19 protein-coding genes are annotated in these 22,435 nt (G+C 59.8%); 15 read left to right on the top strand and 4 right to left on the bottom strand.

Features of this window, described 5'->3' with window-relative positions; genetic code table 11:
* The first annotated feature begins 55 nt into the window (after positions 1–55).
* The 9 genes from ACR2R1_RS14460 (at position 56) to ACR2R1_RS14500 (ending at position 12,642) form a co-directional block, all read left to right on the top strand.
* Complete coding sequence (locus ACR2R1_RS14460; RefSeq protein ID WP_434110650.1) at positions 56–580, top strand: gluconokinase; 525 nt, start codon at positions 56–58, stop codon at positions 578–580.
* A 91-nt stretch (positions 581–671) separates the two neighbouring features.
* Positions 672–1,007, top strand: a complete 336-nt coding sequence (locus ACR2R1_RS14465) for a hypothetical protein (RefSeq protein ID WP_077728171.1) — start codon at positions 672–674, stop codon at positions 1,005–1,007.
* 90 nt (positions 1,008–1,097) lie between these two features.
* On the top strand, positions 1,098–2,246 hold the full coding sequence (gene hemW / locus ACR2R1_RS14470; RefSeq protein ID WP_434110652.1) for a radical SAM family heme chaperone HemW: 1,149 nt from the start codon (positions 1,098–1,100) through the stop codon (positions 2,244–2,246).
* 39 nt (positions 2,247–2,285) lie between these two features.
* Entirely contained in the window at positions 2,286–3,209 is a 924-nt protein-coding gene (locus ACR2R1_RS14475; RefSeq protein ID WP_434110654.1) for a DUF58 domain-containing protein, read from the top strand.
* Positions 3,210–3,211: 2 nt separating this feature from the next.
* Positions 3,212–3,721: a DUF4381 domain-containing protein gene (locus tag ACR2R1_RS14480; RefSeq protein ID WP_434110656.1), complete on the top strand. Its 510-nt coding sequence runs from the start codon at positions 3,212–3,214 to the stop codon at positions 3,719–3,721.
* A complete protein-coding gene (locus ACR2R1_RS14485) occupies positions 3,718–4,698 on the top strand; it encodes a vWA domain-containing protein (RefSeq protein WP_347257750.1) in 981 nt (326 codons plus the stop codon). Before ACR2R1_RS14480 ends, ACR2R1_RS14485 begins: the two co-directional genes overlap by 4 nt.
* Before the next feature lie 62 nt (positions 4,699–4,760).
* On the top strand, positions 4,761–6,638 hold the full coding sequence (locus ACR2R1_RS14490; RefSeq protein WP_434110658.1) for a VWA domain-containing protein: 1,878 nt from the start codon (positions 4,761–4,763) through the stop codon (positions 6,636–6,638).
* On the top strand, positions 6,635–8,449 hold the full coding sequence (locus ACR2R1_RS14495; protein ID WP_434110660.1) for a BatD family protein: 1,815 nt from the start codon (positions 6,635–6,637) through the stop codon (positions 8,447–8,449). The genes ACR2R1_RS14490 and ACR2R1_RS14495 overlap by 4 nt, the downstream gene beginning before the upstream one ends.
* 11 nt (positions 8,450–8,460) lie before the next feature.
* Positions 8,461–12,642: a chemotaxis protein CheB gene (locus ACR2R1_RS14500; RefSeq protein ID WP_347257753.1), complete on the top strand. Its 4,182-nt coding sequence runs from the start codon at positions 8,461–8,463 to the stop codon at positions 12,640–12,642.
* Between the two features lie 47 nt (positions 12,643–12,689).
* On the opposite strand, the gene ACR2R1_RS14505 is transcribed toward ACR2R1_RS14500, so the two are convergent.
* Positions 12,690–12,926, bottom strand: a complete 237-nt coding sequence (locus ACR2R1_RS14505) for a hypothetical protein (RefSeq protein ID WP_347257754.1) — start codon at positions 12,924–12,926, stop codon at positions 12,690–12,692.
* A gap of 487 nt (positions 12,927–13,413) precedes the next feature.
* Here ACR2R1_RS14505 and ACR2R1_RS14510 point away from each other — a divergent pair, with 487 nt between their 5' ends.
* From ACR2R1_RS14510 to ACR2R1_RS14520, 3 genes are all read left to right on the top strand, one after another.
* Positions 13,414–14,634: a PilT/PilU family type 4a pilus ATPase gene (locus ACR2R1_RS14510; protein WP_077728181.1), complete on the top strand. Its 1,221-nt coding sequence runs from the start codon at positions 13,414–13,416 to the stop codon at positions 14,632–14,634.
* 450 nt (positions 14,635–15,084) lie between these two features.
* Positions 15,085–15,471 carry a hypothetical protein gene (locus tag ACR2R1_RS14515; RefSeq protein ID WP_434110663.1) on the top strand — a complete coding sequence of 129 codons (387 nt, stop codon included), beginning with the start codon at positions 15,085–15,087 and terminating at the stop codon, positions 15,469–15,471.
* Between the two features lie 42 nt (positions 15,472–15,513).
* A protein-coding gene (locus tag ACR2R1_RS14520) for an IS5 family transposase (RefSeq protein WP_139841180.1) occupies positions 15,514–16,352 on the top strand; the annotation gives its coding sequence in 2 pieces (ribosomal slippage) (positions 15,514–15,880 and positions 15,880–16,352; 840 coding nt in all).
* Between the two features lie 185 nt (positions 16,353–16,537).
* Here the strand turns inward: ACR2R1_RS14520 and ACR2R1_RS14525 are convergent.
* Positions 16,538–17,683: an IS701 family transposase gene (locus ACR2R1_RS14525; RefSeq protein ID WP_434110624.1), complete on the bottom strand. Its 1,146-nt coding sequence runs from the start codon at positions 17,681–17,683 to the stop codon at positions 16,538–16,540.
* Positions 17,684–17,913: 230 nt separating this feature from the next.
* A complete protein-coding gene (gene ltrA / locus ACR2R1_RS14530) occupies positions 17,914–19,248 on the bottom strand; it encodes a group II intron reverse transcriptase/maturase (RefSeq protein WP_205780748.1) in 1,335 nt (444 codons plus the stop codon).
* 568 nt (positions 19,249–19,816) lie between these two features.
* On the opposite strand from ltrA, the gene ACR2R1_RS14535 reads away from it, so the two are divergent.
* The 3 genes from ACR2R1_RS14535 to ACR2R1_RS14545 all read left to right on the top strand — a co-directional run bounded on the left by ACR2R1_RS14535 (position 19,817) and on the right by ACR2R1_RS14545 (position 21,443).
* Positions 19,817–20,665, top strand: a complete 849-nt coding sequence (locus ACR2R1_RS14535; RefSeq protein WP_434110665.1) for a hypothetical protein — start codon at positions 19,817–19,819, stop codon at positions 20,663–20,665.
* 183 nt (positions 20,666–20,848) lie between these two features.
* Entirely contained in the window at positions 20,849–21,127 is a 279-nt protein-coding gene (locus tag ACR2R1_RS14540) for a type II toxin-antitoxin system RelE/ParE family toxin (RefSeq protein WP_086134419.1), read from the top strand.
* Positions 21,128–21,137: 10 nt separating this feature from the next.
* Positions 21,138–21,443, top strand: a complete 306-nt coding sequence (locus tag ACR2R1_RS14545; protein WP_077728184.1) for a HigA family addiction module antitoxin — start codon at positions 21,138–21,140, stop codon at positions 21,441–21,443.
* A gap of 117 nt (positions 21,444–21,560) precedes the next feature.
* On the opposite strand, the gene ACR2R1_RS14550 is transcribed toward ACR2R1_RS14545, so the two are convergent.
* Entirely contained in the window at positions 21,561–22,403 is an 843-nt protein-coding gene (locus ACR2R1_RS14550) for a 23S rRNA (adenine(2030)-N(6))-methyltransferase RlmJ (protein ID WP_086134420.1), read from the bottom strand.
* Between the last annotated feature and the right edge of the window lie 32 nt (positions 22,404–22,435).

Here is a 22,435-nt window from a genome sequence, read left to right on the forward strand (position 1 = left end):
TTACCGCTGGTTTCGTCGAGCCGTCGATGGCCATCGTGCTTCGTCAAGCTTAATAATGGACTGTCCAATCGCCATCGTCGTACTCCTCGGAGTCTCGGGCTCCGGAAAATCGACCATCGGCCAGCGGCTCGCCGAGCGCCTGCGTTGGCCGTTCTTCGACGGGGACGATTTCCATCCCGTGCAAAACATCGAGAAAATGGCGCGAGGCCAGCCTTTGACGGATGCCGACCGGGAACCCTGGCTCGACCGGCTCGCCGAGCTGATAGAAACGTCCATAGCGACTGGGCGTTCCGCCGTCATCGCCTGCTCCGCGCTGCGGCATTCCTACCGGGAGCGCCTCGCGCGAGGACACCGCGAAGTGGTCTTCGTGTATCTGAAAGGTTCTTTCGAACTCATCCGCGAACGACTCGCGCGCCGGCAGGAGCACTTCATGCCGCTAGACCTTCTTCCCAGCCAGTTCGCGGCACTCGAGGAACCCTCCGACGCCATCACGATCGATATTCGGCAAACGCCGGAAGCGATCGTGGAGACCATCGTCCGCCGTCTCGAAGACCGACTCACGGGGCTTTCCGCGGAATAAGTAATTTGAACGGCCGGCGCGACTTGCCGTTCAATCGTCCCCTCCCTACAATCGAAACCTTGTCCAACATCCGGTTGTCAAGGAGAAGATCATGCTGATGTTGTCGGTTGCGGTTTTTACTTTGGTGGCGTTCATGGGGGCGGGCATGGGAATCGACGCCTTCAAGGGAAGGGGCAGTTCCCGGTTGTACGCCCTGATACACGGCGGCTTGGCGTTGCTGGGATCGACTCTGGTGATCATGGTCGCCCTGAAAGGCGATACCCGGCTCTACGTGATTATCGGCCTGGCGCTGGTCATTATCGCCGCCGGACTGTACATTTCGTTTCAACGGGCCAAAGGCATTCAGCCTAGGGCCTTGATTCTGCTGCACGGCGGAACCGCCGCCACTTGCTACGGACTGCTTGCCTATTACGCACTGCGGACTTGATCCGGGCAGTCGGCACAGCGAATTCCGGGGTGCCGACGCAGCCTCCCGCCCATTTATTCTTCGGATCTCGGGTTAAAATACCCCCAAACCATGCTTTCGACACCCCCGCTCAGCCTTTACATCCACGTGCCTTGGTGCGTAAGAAAATGCCCTTATTGCGACTTCAATTCGCACGCGGCAGACACCGCGCTGCCCGAACACGAATACGTAAAGGCGCTGCTCGGCGATCTCGAACAACAAGCGCCTTCCGTCGCAGGGCGACGGGTGGAAACGATATTCATCGGCGGCGGCACCCCCAGCCTTTTTAGTCCGGCCGCGATCCGCGCTCTTTTGGAGGGGATTCGGTTACGGCTCGACATAGCGGCTGATGCCGAGGTCACCATGGAAGCCAACCCCGGCACTGCGGAGATCGCCAAATTCCAGGGTTTTCGCGAGGCCGGGGTGAACCGCTTGTCGATCGGCATCCAGAGCTTTCATGACACGCATCTGAAAAAACTGGGCCGCATCCACGATAGCCGAGAGGCGCGGCTCGCCGCCGAAATCGCGCACTCAGCGGGATTCGAGAACTTCAATCTGGACCTGATGTTCGGGCTGCCGAACCAAACCGTGGACGAGGCGCTGACGGACATTCGAACCGCGGTGGGCCTGAACCCGACCCATATCTCGTTCTATCAGCTCACCCTGGAACCCAACACCGTGTTCCACAAGTACCCGCCACGCCTGCCGGAGGACGATCGCATCTGGGCCATGCAGCAAAGCTGTCAGGCGCTTTTGGCGGATCATGGCTATCGCCAGTACGAGGTATCCGCCTATGCTCGGGAAGGGTACCGCTGCCGGCACAATCTCAATTATTGGCGTTTCGGAGATTACTTGGGCATCGGCGCGGGCGCTCACGGCAAGATTACGAACGCGGCGGAGCAATCCATAATGCGGACCTGGAAGATCAAACACCCGCAGCATTATCTCGAGTTCGCCGGCCGACCGGATCGGCAGGGCGGGCGGGCCGCGGTCCCGAGGGAAGACCTGCCGTTCGAATTTCTGATGAATCACCTCCGCCTCCGGGAAGGTTTCGCCGAAGCGGCGTTCGGCAAATACACCGGGTTACCCTTGGCTGCCCTGGAACCGGAACTTTCCGACTGCATCGCCGCCGAATTAGTCGAACGGCGCGACGGTGCCATTCGCTGCACCGACACCGGCTGGAATTTCCTGGATAATGTGTTGCAGCGTTTTCTGAATTAACCCTTTACCTCCATGCCCACCCCATCATCCGGAAGCTCGGTGGCGACGACGAAGCCCGACAACTCGCTGGTCCGGCCGACGCTCGAGGATTTGATCCGGCTCAGCCAGCCCGCGGCGGGATTGACGCTGGCCCGGCCGACCGTACGCGCCTTGCAGAGCGGGCAGTATCTCTCGGCTTTCAAGGGGCGCGGCATGGAGTTCGACGAAACGCGGCTCTACGCCCAGGGCGACGATGTCCGCAACCTGGACTGGCGCGTCACGGCGCGCACCGGCAAGCCGCATACCAAGCTTTTCCGCGAAGAGCGCGAAAGGCCGGTTTTTCTGACGGTGGACTACCGATCGGCGATGTTCTTCGCAACCCGTGGCATGTTCAAATCGGCGATGGCGGCCAGGCTCTCGGCGCTCATCGCCTGGAGCGCCCGAAGGCATGGCGATCGCGTCGGCGGACAGATTTTCTCCGAGGCGGAAAGCATCGAGCTCAAACCTGAGCACGGCCACCGTGCGGTGTTGAGACTCCTCAAAATGCTGGTCGACCAAGCGTCCCCCCGAAGCGACGGCACGCCGGAGACTGCCTTGCAAGACGCACTGATTCGTCTGCCGCGCCACGCGCGACCGGGCAGCCTGGTGTTCGTGTTCAGCGATTTCCGGCATCTGACCGCCGCCGGCGAGGCGAGCCTGAGCCGGTTGTCCCGCCACTGCGATCTGGTGCTGGTGTTCATCTTCGATCCGTTGGAGCAACGCCTGCCTCTGGGACCTCACCGGTTCAGCAACGGCCGCCGCGATGTTTTGCTGAATGCCGATGCGCGGACCGCCGACGTCTATGAACATTCGTTCCGGGTCCGCGAGGAACGGCTGCGCGAGCTGGCCCGCCGGCACGGCATACGCTTCGTTGCCTGCCGCACCACGGACGAGCCTTTTTTCGTCTTGCAGCAGAGCAGCCGCCCGTCGCTTTTCCACGCCTGATCATGGAAACCTTGCCGCTACGCGATATTCATCTGCCGGACCCGATAAGCTGGTGGCCGCCCGCGATCGGCTGGTGGATCGTATCGGTCGCGGCGGTTTTGCTGATCGCGACTGCGATATGGCTTATTCGCCGCTGGCGGCAGGTCACGGTGGCGAAGCTCGCCTTGCGGGAGCTGGACGCGCTGCAAAAGGATTCGACGCTGGGCATGACCGAAAAATTGAGAAGACTGTCCATCCTGCTGCGCCGGGCCGGTTTGAGCGCCTACCCTCGAGAAGATGTGGCGGGGCTGACCGGCGAGGACTGGCTCGAATGGCTGGACCGACCGCTCGGAACGCCCCGCTTTTCTCGGGGTGTCGGCCGGGCGTTGCTGGATGCGCCGTACCGCCCGGTGGGCGATGCGGATATGGATCGCCTGATCGCGCTTTGCCGCGACTGGCTTAAGGCCCTGCCTCGAACCGTCGTGCCGCCCCGGAAAAATTCCGCGCCTCAGCAGGCCGCCGCCGAACCATGATCGAATTCGCCTGGATCTGGGTCTTTCTGGTTTTGCCCTTGCCCTGGCTGATGCGCCGCTGGCTGCCCGCCGCGCCGGAGCCGGGCGGCGCGGCGCTGCGGACGCCGTTTCTCGAGGAATTCGATAGCCTTCCGTCAAGCCAGGGCGTAACGAAAACCAAGCCGCATGCCATTTGGATCGCCGTCGCCGGCTGGGTGTTGCTGGTCAGCGCCGCGGCCCGCCCGCAGTGGCTCGGCGAGCCTATCGAGCAGGCGGTCAGCGGCCGCGATCTGATGCTGGCGGTCGATCTTTCCGGCAGTATGGAAATCGAGGACTTCTTCCTCCATGGCCGGGCAGTGGATCGCCTCACCGCAACCCAATGGGTGGCCGGCCAGTTCATCGAACGGCGCGTGGGCGACCGCATCGGGCTGATCCTGTTCGGCGAGCAGGCCTACCTGCAAGCCCCGTTGACCTTCGACCGCACCACGGTGCACATCCTGCTGGACGAAGCGGTCATCGGACTCGCCGGCGACAAGACCGCCATCGGCGACGCCATCGGCCTCGCCGCCAAGCGCCTTAGGGACAATCCCGCCGAACAGCGGGTTCTGATACTGCTCAGCGACGGGGCCAACACCGCCGGCGCGGTTTCCCCCCTGCAAGCGGCCGAAGTCGCGGCGCGCGAGAAGCTAAAAATCTATACCATAGGCGTCGGGGCCGATCAGATGATCGTCAACGATCTTTTCGGCACACGGCGCGTCAATCCGTCTCAGGACCTCGATGAGGAAACCATGAACGCCATCGCCGAAAAAACCGGCGGTCGCTACTTCCGGGCGCGGGATACCAACGAATTGGAGAATATTTACGCACTGTTGGACGAACTGGAGCCGGTGGAACGGACAAAGCATTTTTACCGGCCGAGGACCGAGCTCTATCACTGGCCCCTGGCCGCCGCGCTGCTATTGGCGGCTGTGCTGGGGGTAAGCAAATTGCGGGAATGACTGCTTGGGCCGGAGATGATGGGCTGCGACGCTGAATCCATGAATCGCGACAACGATTGCCGATGAACGAGTTTCATTTCTTGAGGCCCTGGTGGCTTTTGGCCGTCCTCCCGCTCGCGGCGATACTTTGGGGGTTGTACCGGCGGCGCCGGAGCACCGGAGACTGGAAGGGCATCTGCGATGATGCGCTGCTGCCCCACGTACTCATCGGCGGGGACGGCCGAGCGAGCCGCCATCCGCTGTTCGCCGCGGCCTTGGGCGGCATCGTCGCCATCATGGCTTTGGCGGGGCCGGTTTGGGAGCGTCTGCCCGCACCGGCTTTTCGCAATATCGCGGCCGTGGTCATCGTACTCGACCTTTCTTCGGCCATGGAGGCGGTCGATCTCAAGCCGACCCGTCTGGAGCGTGCCCGCTACAAGATTGCCGATATCCTGAAGACGCGCAAGGACGGTCAAACCGCTTTGGTCGTCTATGCAGGCGATGCGTTCACCGTCACGCCGCTGACCGACGATGCGGCCACCATCGCCGCGCAACTCTTCGCCCTAAACTCCGGCCTGATGCCCGTACAGGGAACTCGCATCGATCTTGCGCTGGAATCCGCTGCGCGGCTCTTGAGGCAAGCCGGCCTGCGGTCCGGCGATATCCTGCTGGTCACCGCCGGAGAACGGGCGGCGGAGGCCGAGGAGGCAGCGCACCGGCTGAAAACCGAGGGTTATCGCATTTCCGTGCTGGGCGTCGGCACCGAGGAGGGCGCGCCGGTTCCCATGCCCGAAGGCGGATTCTTGAAGGACGATACCGGCAATATCGTGGTTCCACGGCTCGATACCGACGCGCTGCGGAAGCTGGCCCGAGCCGGGGGCGGCATCTATCGGAATCTCACCGCCACTGCGGGCGATCTCGATGCGCTATTGGGATTTTTCGAACAGCATGCCGCCGCCGATACGCAGAACGAAAAGACCCTGAACGTGGACCAATGGAAGGAACAGGGTGTCTGGCTGCTGCTGGCCCTACTGCCGCTCGCGGCCTTGTCGTTCCGGCGCGGATGGCTCGCCGCCTGGCTGTTGGTTCTGGCAGCCCCGGTTCCGAACGATGCCCAGGCGCTGGACTGGCACAACCTGTGGCAAAGGCCCGACCAACAGGCTCGGCAAGCCTTTCAAGCCGAGAATTACGACGAGGCGGCGAAAAAATTTCAAGATTCCGAATGGAAAGCGGCCGCCCAGTACAAGGCCGGACGCTATGAGGACGCGGCCAAACTCTTAGAGGAGTCGCATTCGGCGACCGGCCATTATAATCGCGGCAACGCCCTGGCCCGGCAGGGACGTTACAACGAGGCCATCAAGGCTTACCAGAAAGCCCTGGAGCTGGATCCTGGCCATGCGGACGCCCGCTACAACAAGGAACTCGTCGAAAAAGCCCTGGAACAGCAGAAGAAGCAGCACGAAGAACAGCAGAAAAGTCAGAAGGATTCGGGCTCGGAATCCGAATCCAAGTCTTCGCAATCGCCGCAAGGGCCATCGGACGGTCAGGATCGAAAAAACGAAGAGGAAAAACCACACGAACAAGCGGGCAAGGAACAGGACGCCCAGCCGCGGAACAATGGCTCGAACGGTGAAAACAATTCGCCCGAAAGCGCCGACGCCGCCTCCGGATCGGAAAGCAAGGCGCAAGATCGGCCGGATAAGAATGGCGAAAAAACGCCCGACGACGGGTCCGACCCGCAACAGACCGCCGGCCAAGCACAGGATAGACGGCCCGACGAAAGCGGTGAGCGGGAGGCCGCTGCGGCGACAGCGGAAACGGGTAAGACCGATGAAACCCGCCAGGCCGAGGAGCAATGGCTGCGGCGTATCCCGGACGATCCCGGCGGCCTTCTAAAACGCAAGTTTTATTACCAGTACCGTCAACGACAAAGGACTCAAGGCGCGGAGCCTAGACCATGAGCGAACTCTTTTATTTATATTCGTGTTTTCTCTGGGCGCATCGCTCTGACCCAAGGTTGAACCCGGATTCCAATCGGGTGTTATCCGTTCTGCGCCGATTGATTCGCCTATGGCCCTTGATCTTTCTGTTCCATGCGGGAAGCGCTTCGGCCGCGGCGATCAGCGTGACCGCCGACCGCGACCCGGTACCGGTGAGCGAATCCTTCACGCTCATCTTTTCGGCGGAAAAAACGCCGGACGACGATCCGGACTTCGCGCCACTGGAAAAGGATTTCCATGTCCTCGGTCAATCGCAAAGCAGCCAGATTTCGCTCATCAACGGCCGTTTCAGCAAGCGGACGGAATGGCAAGTCACGGTCATGGCGAAACGGACGGGCACGCTGACCGTCCCGCCCATCGCCTTCGGAACCGACCGATCCCAACCCTTGACTCTCCAGGTCGCCGGATCGCCCCCGCCATTGGCGGGTGGCAACGGCGAGGATTTTTTCCTGGAAGTCGAGGCCGAACCGAAGAATCCCTATGTCCAGGCCCAGGTGATCTACACGGTTCGAGTGTTGAGCCGCGTCCATTTCAGCGCTGCAAATCTCAGCGAGCCTTCGGCCGAGGATGCCTTGATTCAAAGGCTGGGCGACGACCGGCGCTATACCACCCATCGCAGCGGCCTCCAGTACACGGCAATTGAACGTAAGTATGCGATTTTTCCGCAGAAGAGCGGGACTCTCCTTTTGGAACCGTTGACGCTCGAAGCCCGAAGCGCGGCCGGCGGGCGATCCCTCTTCAATCAGTTTTTCAATCACTCGACTCACATTTTGCGCGCGCATTCGGATTCGGTGAGATTGGACGTCCGGCCGATTCCGGCGGCTTTTTCCGGCAAACACTGGCTGCCGGCGGAACACCTGGAAATCGACGATTCCTGGTCGCAGAATGCCCCTCAAACCACGGTTGGCGAACCGATCACCCGGACCATCACCGTGCGGGCCGATGGAACGACGGTCGGCCTGTTGCCCGAGTTGGAGCCGCAAGCCTCTCGACGATCCCCGGCGGACATCAAGCGTTACCCGGATCAACCGCTGCTGAACGAGGAAAAACTGACGACCGGACTGGCCAGCGTCCGGCAGGAAAAAATCGCCCTGATTCCCGCGCGTTCCGGAACCTACCGGATTCCGCCGATCGAAATCCCCTGGTGGAACACCAAGACCGAGCGGATGGAGGCCGCGCGGGTTCCCGAGCGCACCCTGACCGTGCTGCCGGGAGCCCAATCGCCGGAATCCACCCCACCCGCTTTGCCCACGACACGTTCGGGATCGTCCGCCGCTCCGGCACGACCGGAATCTTCGCTGCCGAGCGAGGCGCTACCTGCAGGTCCTGCAAGCGGGCTCTGGTTTTGGCTGGCTCTGTTATTCGGGCTGGGCTGGATTGGAACCGCCGCGGCCTGGTGGCTCAGCGGCAGGCCCCGGAAGACGCCGGTCCCGCAGTCATACGACGACGGTCGGTCCGAGCGCTCGGCCGCAAACGCCTTGAGAATAGCCTGCCGGAAGAACGACCCCGCCGCGGCGCGGCAGGCTCTCTTGGATTGGGCGAGACAGCGTTGGCCTTCGGCTCGCGTTATGGGTTTGGAGGACCTGGAGCGGCGTTGCAAAGGCGAATTGGGTCGTGAAATCGAGCGGCTGAACCGCACACTTTACCGACACCCGGAACCCGGTTGGCAAGGGCAGGCCCTTTGGGCGGCTTTTCGATCCGACCCGATGATCTCGTCCAAGGCGGGCAAACCGTCCGTAGCCGCGGATCTGGAGCCGTTGTACAAGCTCTAGGCCGTGAGTGAGTGCGCTATACGACGGATGAACGCCAGAAACGACACGACACGACAAGACCGGACGGTGGCTGCTTGAGATCGCCCGAGACTATTCCGGCCATGGTGGGTATAGGCGCTTCGGCGGGAGGTCTGAACTCGCTGCTGGATCTTTTCCAAGCCATCGAGCCCGGCATCGGCTTCGCCTTCCTGATCGCCCAGCATTTATCGCCCGATCATGACAGCAAGCTGGCGGAAATCCTGGCCAATACCGCCAGATTGCCGGTTATCGAAGCGCGCGAGGGGATGGCGATACAGGCGGATCATATTTATGTCATTCCTCCGGATGCGGATATAAGCGTTTCGGTCGGTTGCCTGAACCTTCAGCGCCGGCACGGACGTCCGTCGCCTCATCTGCCGGCCGATTATCTGTTTCTTTCCCTGGCTCGCGAGCTGGGGAAAAAGGCAATCGGAATCGTGCTGTCGGGGACCGGGTCGGATGGAGCGAAGGGGCTCAAGGCGATCAAGACCGGCGGCGGAATCGCGTTTGCGGAAGATCCGTCCTCGGCCAGATTCGACGGGATGCCGCGCAGCGCCATCAGCATGGGATGCGTCGACTACGTATTGCCGCCCAAGGAGATCGCACGGGAGCTCACAAACCTCGGCCAGCGAGCCGGGACCGCCGCCGGCGATCTGGAGACCCTGGCCATCCGGCAACAGGATCTGAAGCAGATATTCCGTGTCGTTCTCGTCACTTGCGGGCTCGATTTCAGCCAGTACAAACGCAAGACCATCTTACGGCGGCTCATGCGCCGAATGGCGCTTAACAAGATCCATAGCCTCTCCGATTATCTCGCCCTGTTGCAGAATCAACCGACCGAAGTCGAGGCGCTGTGCCAGGATTTCCTGATCCGCGTTACCGCGTTCTTTCGGGACCCGGAGACATTCCGTGGATTGACGAGAGAAGTCTTTCCGCGGCTGCTGCAAGGCCGGTCTCCGAACGATCCGATTCGTATTTGGGTGCCCGGTTGCGCGACCGGCGAGGAGGCTTATTCCATCGCCATGGCGCTCATCGAGTTTCTGGACGAGAAGAAGGTCAGTATCCCGATACAGATTTTCGGCAGCGACATCAACTCGCAGGCCATCAGCCTGGCACGGGCCGGCCGCTATCCCGAAAACATCAGGCTTCATATCTCGGAAAAGCGGCTCAGACGCTTCTTCATCCGAGCCGACGCTCATTATCAAGTCATTCCGGCGATCCGGGAATCGTGCGTCTTCGCCGAACATAACGTGGCGCAAGATCCCCCCTTTTCCAAGCTCGATCTGATCAGTTGCTGCAATCTCCTCATCTACCTGGATCCGGAACTGCAGAGACATGTCATGTCGACCTTTCATTACGCGCTCAATCCGGGTAAATTTCTCGCGCTCGGGCCATCCGAAAATATCGGTCCCCAAGGTTCGCATCTCTTCGAACCTTTAAACAAAAATTGGAGCATCTACGTGAGGAAGAACGTTCCCGGCCGAATGTTGCTGAACTTCGGCGGGAAGGAACAAAGGACACTTCAGCCTGAAAAAACGCTGACAGAAACGGCTGCGCCACTGCAAAACCCCGGATTGGTTCAGCGACAGGCCGACAACATCCTGCTCGCACGTTACGCGCCGGCCGGCGTGCTGATCGATGACGATCTGAACGTTCTCCAGTTTCGCGGCCATACCGGACAGTTTCTCGAGCATCAACAGGGTTCGGCAAGCCTGAACCTAAAAAGCCTGACCCAAACCTATCTCTTCATCGAACTGTCGGAGGCCGTTCAGGAGACGCGGTCGACCGGACAATCCGTCCGACGGGAAAACATCCGCATCCGCACCGACGGGAAAGAACGGTATGTTCAATTCGAGGTCCTGCCGCTCAACGACGCCGAGGGCACCGCGCAATTCTTCCTGATTCTTTTCGAAAATTCGCCGTCCCGGCTTCCAATCCATGCCCCGGCCGATTGGCTTCGGCGAATTTCCTCCGTTCTGACGCGACAAGTGGGCCTGCTTTTCAAGTCCGCGCAAGCTGGAGGGCAGTTCCAATTCTCGGAGTTGAGACGAGAACTCGATGCCACGCAACGCCATCTGCAATCCGTTATCGAGGCCCACAAAGCCGGCCAGGAAAAACTGAGGTCGCTGGAAGAAGAACTCTTGTCCGCTCACCAGGAGTTCCAGAGCACGAACGAAGAGCTCGAAACCGCCAAGGAGGAATTGCAGTCGGCCAACGAGGAACTCGCCACGGCGAATGAAGAGCTGAGGGTCCGCAATCACGAGTTGAGCCAGGTCAATCTCACCTTGAAGAACGCGCAGGAATTCAACGAGGCCATTCTGGGAACCATGCGCGACGCCTTGGTGGTGCTCGATCGGGATCTCCGGGTAAAACGCGCCAATCGGGCCTATTTCGAAATGTTCCGGACCAAACCGGAGGCCATCCAGAACAATTGCCTCTACGACACCGGCAACGGGCTGTGGGATAGGCGGGAGATCAAAGAGTCGCTCCAGATCGTGTCGCAGGGCGGGAGAACCCTGGAGGATTATGAGATCATCCAGGCGCATCCCGAAATCGGCGAACGCATCCTGAACCTGAGCGCCTACAAACTGCTCGGAGAGGATCATCTGAACGATCTGATCCTACTGACGATTCAGGATGTCACCGAGCGTCGCAGTATCGAAGCGGCCCTGAGGCAGCGGAGCGAAATCTTGGACCAGGCCCACGAAGCTGTCCTGATGTGGGAACTCGGCGGCACGGTCCGGTATTGGAACCGCGGCGCGGAGGAACTGTACGGCTACAAGCGTTCCGAGGCGATAGGGAAAATCAGCCACACCTTGCTGAAAACCGAACGCGGCATCAGCTCCGAGGAATTCGAACGCATACTCGCCCGGGACCGGCAATGGGTCGGCGAAGTGGTCCATACCACCCGCACCGGAAAACGCATCATCGTCGACAGCCGCAACACCGTCGTCGTCCAGCGCAACAAGCCGCCGCTCGTGCTCGAGACCAATCGCGACATCACCGAGCGCAAGGATATCGAGGAGTCCTTGCGCGAAGCCCATAGGCAAAAGGACGAATTCTTGGCCATGCTCGCCCACGAACTGCGCAATCCTCTCGCGCCGGTCCGTAACGGGCTTCACATCCTGCAGAGGGCCAACCCCGACAAGACTCCCGTCAAGCAGATCCACGCGATGATGGACCGGCAGCTCACCAAGCTCACCCGCATCGTGGACGATCTGCTCGACGTGGCGCGCATCACCCGCGGCCAAATCGAGCTGCGCGAAGAAACGATCGATCTCGTGCCTCTGATCGTTCATGTTCTGGAAATCGTCAGATATCAGCTCGACTCGCGCCAGCACAAGCTCGCCCTGGATCTGCCGGGGCGTCCGTTGTTCGTCAAAGTGGACCCCACCCGCATGGAGCAGGTCGTCGAAAACCTGCTCGCCAACGCCGCAAAATACACTCCGCCGGGCGGCCACATCGAGGTCAGCCTCCATATCGTCAACGATGAAGCCGTGCTGCGGGTCCGCGACGACGGCAGAGGCATCGGCCCCGAGGCACTGCCGCATATCTTCGACCTTTTCGTGCAGGCGGAGAGAGGTTTGGACCGCATGGAGGGAGGGCTCGGAATCGGGCTCACGCTGGTGCGCCGGCTGGTCGAACTGCACCGCGGCCGGGTGGAAGCCAAAAGCGCCGGACTCGGCCTCGGCAGTGAATTTTTGGTGTATCTGCCGTTATGGCAGGGAATCGACGAAAGCCCCCAAGACATCACCGCGCTGCAATCCGAAATGGTATTGGTGCCGCGCAGGGTTCTTATCGTCGACGACAACCACGACGCCGCCGAGAGTACCGCGCTGATCGTCAGCGCCTCCGGACATACGGTCGAGGTCGCCTACGACGGGCCCATGGCGCTGAATATCGCGGCAAACTTCAAACCCGAGGTCGCGTTACTGGACATCGGATTGCCCGGAATGGACGGCTATGAACTGGCCAGGCGTCTTAGGAGCTTGCCCGGCATGGAAAAGGCGCTCTTGGTAGCAATCAGCGGCTATGGCACGGAAGACGATCGCCGCGCCTCGGAGGAAGCCGGCCTGGACTGCCACTTGGTCAAACCCGTAGATCCCGATGCGCTGGCCGGCTTATTGGCCACCGTAGCGGAAAAATCTCGGACCCCCGAAATCGGTCCTATCTAAGCCGATAACACCGTTCGTTACAGTCCGCCAAAAGGGTATCGCCTGTCTCAACCCAGGCGCTCGACCAACCGCCAATAGCACCGCATCCGACGATACGTGCAGCGGTCGTCCGGAGCCGCTTTAAACTCGGGATGAGTGAGCAGTCCGTCCAAGCAGGCGGCGATATGCCCGGCTGTCGATGGCGACGGATGTCTCGCATACCGCATCAGCAGAAAACGCAAACTCTCCTCCAGCAAATCGGGTGATGGCGCCGCATCGGCGCATGCGCGGCTTTCGACGATCATGTATCTCTCCCCGGCGTTTCAACAAATGTGCCGACCCGTATTCAAGCCGGCCGACAGCAACAGGCGTCTGGAAAAATCTTTCGAAGGCAGATCCAGACAGTGAAAATCCTCGGCGTGCCAATTTCCGTTCTCGAGTAGTCTGACCAGTTCGATGGCGGACGTTGCAGTCGCATGCTGTCGACGGAGTTCACGGCACGACTCCCGAAACTAATGAACACGCCACAAATGATAATCGTTCTCATTTCGGTGTCAACCCCCGTATTCCGGTTACGAATTGATTTTTGAAATGAGGCGCGAAGCCGCTTGATTTGTGCGGCTCAGTTCACGGTCGGGCAGGATTCGGTATCTATACTTGGATCACTGGAGTGTCGGCGCCGGACTGCGATACATGAAACGAGGTTCTCGGCGTAACGACAGCGTTTCGATGATGCGGGACGCAAATCCGCGGTCGTTATCAAACTACCCTTTCAGCCGAGGAAGAATGCCTATGAAGTTCAAGAATTACCTCAAGCTCCTGGTCTACAAGGACGGCTCGGATCTTTATCTCACCGCTGGCGCTCCCCCCGCAGCCAAATTTCAGGGGAAGCTGACGCCTGTCGATACCATTGAACTGACCGACGACATGATCAAAGAGACCGCCTATTCGGTCATGGACGAAGGCCAGCGGCGGGATTTCGAGCGGCGTCCGGAAATGAATCTCGCCATCAGCGAGGAAGGCGTGGGGCGTTTTCGCGTGAACATCTTCAAACAGCGCAATGCGCATGCGATGGTGGTGCGGAATATCAAGGTCAACATTCCCAAGGTCGATGATCTGGGTCTGCCGGAAGTCCTCAAAAACGTCATCATGGAAAAACGGGGACTGATTCTGTTCGTCGGCGCCACCGGTTCCGGCAAATCGACCTCGCTGGCGGCACTGATCGACTATCGCAACAGCAACTCCGCCGGGCACATCATCACCATCGAAGACCCGATCGAATTCATGCACCCCCATAAAAAGTGCCTGGTGAATCAGCGGGAGGTCGGCGTCGATACCCAGACTTACGAAGACGCCCTCAAGAACACGCTCCGGCAGGCGCCCGACGTCATCCTGATCGGCGAAATCCGTTCCCAGGACACGATGGAGTACGCCATCAATTTCGCGGAAACCGGCCACCTGTGCCTGTCGACCCTGCACGCCAACAACTCGAATCAGGCGCTCGACCGAATCATCAATTTCTTCCCCGAAGAACGGCGGAATCAGCTGTTATTGGATTTGTCCCTCAACCTGAGGGCTTTCGTCTCGCAGCGCCTGGTGCCGACGGTGGACGGCAAGCGAGCCGCCGCCATCGAGATTCTGCTCGGAACGCCCCTGGTCTGCGATTTGATCCGGAAGGGCGAAGTCCACGCGATCAAGGAAGTCATGGAGAAATCCGAAGGTTTGGGCATGCAAACTTTCGACAGCCATTTGGTGAAGCTGTACCAGGCCGGCCGGATTACCGCCGAAGAAGCCATCCGCAATGCGGACTCGGCCAACAACGTCAGATTGAAAATCAGCCTGGGCCAGCAGCGTGCTCCCAAGGACACATCGCCGGAAAATACGGAGTCTCCTCAAGATCAGAGCAGCGAAAAAACCGAGAGCGCTCAAACCGGCGAGTCGCCATTCGGCACGATGAATCTGAGCCTGGAGCCCGTCGGCGATGAGAGCGAGAAGACCGAGGAGTCCCATTGAGTCTTCCTGATCGCGAATCCTGGAAGAGCTTTCAGGCCAGGACACTTCTCGCCGCCCGATGCATCTCCTCGCCGCCGACGGTAGCGCGGAGATCGGCGGCGCTGCTTTCCATGCTTCGTATCCGATTATTTACCAGCCCGACTTGTAAGCCTTCTCTGACTTGACGGGCATCGCAATATCAATCCACTATCGCGGCGCCTTGGTTCTCTGTATGCCCTAAATCCGGAACCTGGCCTTTCTGGGGTAACGGCCTCGGGCATAGCCTCCCATCCTGACACCGAAGGCGCAGTTGATTTGGAATTTAGGATGCAAAAATGGCTTTGATTATCTCGAACAGCGCATCGGCTTTAGGATCGCGGTTTTTCATACACCTTCACGGCGTAAAGTTTTGCGCCTTTTGGGGTGTTTAATTTACGTTGGACGTCTTATTACAGTGGGGGGGCACATACTATGATGAGGGCTTACGAAGGACATGAGTTTGACGCACTAAAACTTCGTTACGAAGACCAGGTTAGCCTTCTTCGCTCGTTGACCCAGTTTGATTTCAAAATTTTCGTCGGCTTCTTCACTCTACAGTTGGTCTTAGCAAGCTGGTTATCAGCCAACCCCGTTCCTTCATGTACTATTCGCATTGCACTTGCAGTCATTGACGTCGTCCTTGCAGCACTATCCGTCAAGCTTCTTCACAACCAGCATTGCCGACGTCAGGAGGTCGCCGAAACGATCAAAAACATCAACACAGCACTTGGGTTTGATGAGCCTGGCCTTTATCTTCCCAACGGACCACTTAACCCTCCCTATCAACGGCGGTACTGGTTTAAGAGCCTATCCCAATAGGCGATAATAAGCGTCTTTAACCGGTAACCGAGGAGAAGACCCATGGGACTCATTACCGAAGACGATGGCTGGCGGATTCCCGACGCCTTATGGGAAAAGATGTCACCCCTGCTTCCGGTGCACGTGCCCAAGCCGCATCCCCTGGGATGTCATCGTCGCCGGGTCGACGACCGTGTGGCGATGAATGCGATTGTGTTCGTCCTGCGTACCGGGTGTCAATGGAATGCCCTGAATGCGACGGGGATCTGCTCCAGCAGTAGTGCCCACCGCCGGTTCCTGGAATGGGTTGAGGCGGGTATTTTCGAGCGTTTCTGGCAGGAGGGGTTGCTCGAATACGAGCGGCTCAAGGGCATCGACTGGAGTTGGCTATCCCTGGATGGCGCCACGACCAAGGCGCCCCTGGCCGGCACAAAAAAACGGGGCCAAATCCGACGGACAGGGGCAAACAGGGGGTCAAGCGCAGCCTGTTGACCGAGGCGGATGGAATCCCACTGGCCGTAGTGGTCGAGGGTGCCAACCGCCACGACATGAAACTGGTCCGTTCGACGCTGGCGGCGGTTCAAGCCCAGCGGCCCGAACCGACCCCGGAACAGCCCCAAGGATTATGTTTGGATAAAGGGTATGACTATGACGAGGTGCGGGATATTGTCCACGCGTTCGGGTTCACGGCCCACCTTCGAACCCGCGGCGAGGAGGCCCAAGCGATCAAGCGGGACGCGGGATTCGCAGCGCGGCGCTGGGTCGTAGAGCGCACGCACAGTTGGATGAACCGCTTTCGGCGCATTCTCATCCGCTGGGAAAAGCGGGCGGATACCTATCTCGCTCTGTTGCATCTGACACTGGGCATCATCACCTGGCGAGCCACCGGCCTATTGGGATAGGCTCTAATACTACAGTCGCAGTTATGGTGGACGACCACGACAGCGGCGTCGGTAATGGCACTGCCTGGCGCGCCACTGATGACGGCGCCGCCAGAGTGACCAGGCCAGCACATGCGCCGCCTCGGGACGCCGGGTCCAGAGCACGTGGACCAGCAAGCGGCGGACTTCCGGGGCAGTAAATGGGATCAAGCCGGCCTCAGTGCCCCTTTTTTCGCTTGGGTGCTCATAGCCACCAAGAACGCCTGGGCCAGCAGCGCCAAGGTGATATGCCGATGCCAGGCGTCCCACGTCCGTCCCTCATACTCGTCCAACCCACAGTCCTGCTTGGCCCTCTCGAAGCCCACTTCAATGGTCCACCGTCGCCCGGCGACCTGAATCAGGGTCTCCAGCGTCGTGCCCTCCCGCGGGGCAAACGCTACGTAATACGCCAGCTTGCTCGGATCCTCAAGACTCCGGCGCACCACCAGCCAATGGCCCCAGGCCCGCTCCTCAGCGGTCGGTTGCCACCGCCACAAAGGCTGCCACGCCCAGTCGTACTCCCGTGGCCCCTTGGCACCGTCTCCGGCCGAGTGCCGCTGCCACGCCGAAGCGGGTAGTTCGGCGGCGAGTTCCTGCGCCGGCCGATACACCGGACCATCACGCCACAACGGCACGTTACAGGCCACCCCCAGCACAAACGGCTGGCGCCGTTGCTCCAGCCAAAACCGCAGCCGCCGATCGCCCCCATACACCTCATCACCGGTCACCCAGCGGCACGGCACACCGGCGTCCAACGCGCGTTCGATCATCTCCAACGCTAACCCAGGCTTGGTGCGAAACGTCACCCCTTCAGGCACGTGCGCCTCGGCGCGGCGATGGGGGGCGGCGGCCCACTCCTTGGGCAGGTACAGTGCCCGATCGAGAAAAGCCGCCCCGTGCACACTGGCATAAGCGAGAAAAACGCCGACCTGGCTGTTCTCGATGCGGCCGGCCGTGCCACTGTATTGGCGCTTGACTCCGACCGAGTGCGTGCCTTTCTTCAAAAAACCCGTCTCGTCCACCACTAACACCGCCTCTGGATCGGCCAACCGCTCCACCACGTAAGCCCTCAGGTCATCCCGTACCCGATCGGCATCCCACTCAGCGCCATTCAACAGCCGCTGGACGCCATCCGGGGTCCGCTCCCCCAAGTGCTCCGCCAGCTGCCAGCCGTTCTTGCGCGCGACCGGACTTAACAGCCCACGCAGATACCCCAACGCGCGTTGCCGCGGTTCCGCCCGCCGAAAACGCGAGCCAATCCGCGCATGCAGTGCGGTCAGCTCCGCGTCCCACTGTCGTATCGAGTCTTGCATGGCAGTCTCCTCAGTCGATTACCATGCTTGTTAGACCTAAATAAATGCGGCTGTAGTACTAAGTGGTATGCCGTTGGTGTTGCTATCGTTACGACAGGCTTACTCGTTATCCTCTTCAAGCGATGAGCCGCCCAATCGGGTAACCAGGGGTTTCTAACCCCCAGTCCCCACACCACCACGGCATGCGGGTCCGCACCGGGCGGTTCACGAAAAGGGAGCACACGACGATGTCAGGTGTAGCCATGGGCCTTCATCCAAAGATCACGGATAGTGATCAGCCCCTGGGTCTTCAGCCATTGGTTGGTCATCCCGGTCTGCGTCGCCAGCGTCCGCGACAGATGCCAGTAGCTCTTGCTGCTGATCGCCGTCAGGATTGCCTGGCGCTTGCTCGTCCCCAAACCCAACAGGTTCTTGACCTTGGTACGCACGTAGCGCCACTGTTTCCAGTAGCACATGCGTACCCGGCGTCGAAGCCAGTGGTCGAGTTCGGGGATCGGGCGGTAGTAGTCCGAAATGCCGAAGTAGCCCATCCAACCGCGGATATACTGGGCGAGCTTGTAAAACCGGTGAGCCATCGAGACACCCCAGCTACGCCCGGTCAGTGTCCGGATGTTGTGTTTGAAGTCCTCGAATGCCCGGTCGCCCCAACGCAGCTTGGTTCCCCGGAAATTGAATCCGAGAAACTTGGCCTGGTCGGTTTTGACCACCCGGCTCTTCTGCTCGTTGACCACCAGTTTGAGCGTGCCGGTCAGGAAGCGCGTGACGCTATCCTTCACCCGCTCGCCGGCCCGCTGACTTTTGACCAAGATCAGCAGGTCGTCCGCATAGCGGACGAACCGGTGGCCACGCCCTTCCAGTTCCTTGTCCAAGTCATCCAACAGGATGTTGGCGAGCAACGGCGACAGCGGTCCGCCTTGCGGCGTCCCCAACGCCGTTACCTGGATGGACTCGCCGACCAGAACACCCGCCCGCAAATACCGGCCAACCAGCGCCAACAGCCGCTTGTCGCCAACCTTGCGGGCCACACGAGCCATCAAGACATCGTGCCGGACGTTGTCGAAAAATTTCGCCAAGTCCAGGTCACAGGCGATGCGGTAGCCGGCCTGAAGATGACCTTGTGCCTGCCTCAACGCTCCATGGGCGGAGCGTCCCGGTCGGAAACCAAAACTCGACTCCGAAAAGCCGGGGTCGAAGATCGGCGTCAATACTTGCGCGATGGCCTGCTGGATCACCCGGTCCATGACGGTCGGGATACCCAGCAGTCGTTCGCCCCCTCCCGGCTTCGGGATCGACACCCGTCGTACCGCTTGGGGTTGATAACTGCCATCGGCCAGTTGCTGGCGAATCTCGGCCCAATGCGAGCGCGCAAACTCGGCGAAGTCCTCGATGCGCATCCCGTCCATGCCGGGCGCACCCCGATTGGCCTTCACCCGCTTCCAGGCCCGTCGCAGGTTCGCACGGTCCAACACCCGCTCCATCAGATCGTCGTGCAAGGCTGGCTGCGTGACGCCACGCCGGACATCGGCTCCCCCGGTCGGGTTCATCGTCGATACCGAGTCGCTCACGGCTCCTCCTTGTCTTCTTGTGTTCGGCCCTTCACCGTCCGGTCTTCCAGGCCGATGCGGCTAGTATGGCCTCTGCTGACTTCTGCCCGGTCACACCCTGCGTTGCCGCAGAACGCGCTGCCAAAGACAGGTCGTAGGGTCCGGTGGCTATTCCAAGGCTTTCGCCCTGGACCTCAGTCCGACTCCCATAACCTATCCCAGCCGCTCGCCGGACAGATCTCCCCGAATAAGAACATGAGCTTTCAGCGCACAACCGCCGCATTTACCCTATCTCCCGTACCCGGCGGGTTTCGTCATCATGTGCTGACTCACCCGGAGACTGAGCCTTCTATGCGGTTTCTGTTCGTCGGCTCGCACCTTTGCGCTCGGGCTTCCTTCAGACCACTCCTCGCGGAGTTGCCCTTGCCGTCGGCTAGTAGTTACATTGGCCCAAAGAATGGGCATTACAGGTACTCCTACAGGGGACTCTCACCCCATCAGTTCATGCCCATGTCGGGCGTACACACGTCGGTCAACCGGACCTGCGCGAAAAGCCGCGCAGGCCGGCGAATTCAAACGTTAGAAGCCTATGTCAGACGAAACAAAGACGATATCGCTCGGCAACTTTGGGGAAGGTGTGGCGCTAACCGTAGCTCTTGGATTTGTCGTGTCCGTCATTTATGACTGGGGGTTTTTCTACGCGCTAGATTTGGATTTCTCAACCATTCCCATTGCGACATCGGACCATTTTCGAACCGGCGTGCTCTGGTTTCCAAAATTGCTAGCGATCATTTTGGCGTACTTTGCTATTGAGTTTCAATTTAAGCGCATCGAGCGTGGCCTGACAGAAGATGAAATTGTTGGGGCGTCTACTAGCCCTTCGAAACTGAAAGCGTTTCGTGAAGGCCCAGGGAAGTTCATTCAGTGGGTGGCGCCATTGGCTGTCCTCAATTACATCCTCATCGGGGACGCCTATTCTTCGATGCTACCGATTATGCTGTCCATCACGTGGATGGCTTTTGCTGAATGGTGCTACTCGACGCCATTGATTCAGATGCGACGTAGTAGAGACGCTCACATTGCATTCACATTTCTACCAATCGTAGCGATTCTCGCTTTCTTTTCTGGCTACAACGCCGCTATTGATGGGACTTCCCGCGATCCAGTTGGCGTTGCTATTGACAATGGGCAACCGACTAGTCCAATCAAAGGTCGAGTTCTTCGCACGTTTGAGAGGGGGATTTTTATTCTAGGCGATGATAATCACTTTCTCCTTATTCCTTGGGATCAGGTTCATGCCGCTCATACTGAAAAGCCATACACACCATTCCGCGGCGTGCTTTGCGAATGGTTTGGTCGCTGTGCATCCGAAAAGGCGGCTTCTAACCACGCGCTCAAGAGCGACCTCGGGGACGCTGCGCGCCCCTCGGCGCCTTAGCACGTGTAGGATGCGGTGACGCAGGAACCGCATCGTTCAAATTCGCGATCGATGCGCCTCCTACGTCGGCACATCCTACGCGGGCTCCGGGTAACTGGTGCTCTTATCTTACGAATCTTACGAGATCCAACCCAGCAATAGTGGCGCTTGACAATACTAACGCCTCTCGTCAGCATTGTTGTCATGATCGAATCGTTCAAATGCCGCGAAACGGAGGCCCTGTTCGGAGGTGAGCGAGTTCCACGTTTCGTCAATATCGAACGAGTGGCGCTCCGAAAACTGACGCAGCTTGATGTCGCGGGGCGCTTGGAGGACCTGAGAGTACCTCCCCAAAATCGGCTGGAAGCCTTGAAAGGTGACCGAAAGGATCAGTGGAGCATTCGCATTAACGACCAGTGGCGCGTTTGTTTCCGCTTTGAGAGCGGCAAGGCTTTCGACGTCGAGATAGTCGATTACCATTGAGAGGATACTTATGCGCGATATTGCTCCTGTTTCTCCCGGCGAACTGCTCCTCGAAGAGTTCCTGAATCCGATGGGTATCACCCAGTACAGGTTGGCGAAGGAGATCGGCGTGTCCCAACGCCGCATCGGAGAAATAGTCGCTGGAAAACGCTCCGTTACCGCGGATACCGATCTTCGATTGTGTCGTTTTTTCGGCTTGTCCGATGGTTATTGGCTCCGCGCCCAAGCTCATTACGACACTATGATCGCGCGCGAGACGATGGCCGAAACCCTCGCACATATTCGGCCTTGGGCTGAAACGCACCCGGATTCATAATTCGGTCTGACGCTTCCCTCAACCTGACCGCCCAATGGACCGCGTAGGACGCATTAGCGTTGACGTAATGCGCCGAATGGAACGTCTGCATACGGTGCACGATATTTCGCCCTTGGCTCACTCTCCAACCAGCCACTCCACCCGCCACGTCCCTTGGCCATCCACCGCCAGTTTTTCCCACAGCCAAGGCAACAGACTGCGCAGTTCCTCTTCCAGTTTCCAGGGCGGGTTGATGATGACCATGCCGCTGCCGTTCAGGCGGAGGGTTTCGTCAGGGTCGAGGATCGAGAATTCCGCGACCAATACCTTGCGGATGCCGGATTTCTTGAAACGGCGTAGAAAATCGTCCGCCGTGGCGCGATCCTGGATCGGATACCAGACTGCAAAAATACCGGTCGCCCAACGCCGATAAGCCTCCTTCACGGCGTCCAGCAGACGCCGCCACTCGTCTTTGAGCTCAAAGGCCGGATCGATCAGCACCAGGCCCCGCCGTTCGGAAGGCGGCAGCAACGCCTTGAGCGCCTGATAGGCGTCGAGATGATGGATCTTGACTTGCTTGTCGCCGGCGAATTCCTCGCCGAGTACCTTGACTTCGTTGGGATGAAGTTCGGAAAGCGCCATCCGATCGCCCGGACGCAGATAGTGCCGGACGATACGCGGCGAGCCGGGATAAAAGCGAAGTTTGCCGTCGGAATTCAAAGCTCGCGCGGCTCCGAGATAGTTCAGGATCGCCTCGGGCGCGTCTTTAACCTCCCACAATGGACCGATGCCGGTTTTGTACTCGCGATTCTTGCGGGCTATCGCCGAGCCGAGATCGTAACGCCCGGCCGCGGCATGGGTGTCCAGATAGAAAAACGGCTTTTCCTTGCGCAGCAGCGAGCGGACTAGCAGGGTCAAAACCAGATGTTTGAATACATCGGCATGATTGCCGGCGTGAAAGCCGTGGCGGTAGCTCAGCATGGATTACGACGTTTGATGGGAGGACGGGCTCT

This window comes from Methylocaldum sp. GT1TLB (assembly GCF_051027445.1).
Taxonomy (GTDB): Bacteria; Pseudomonadota; Gammaproteobacteria; order Methylococcales; family Methylococcaceae; genus Methylocaldum.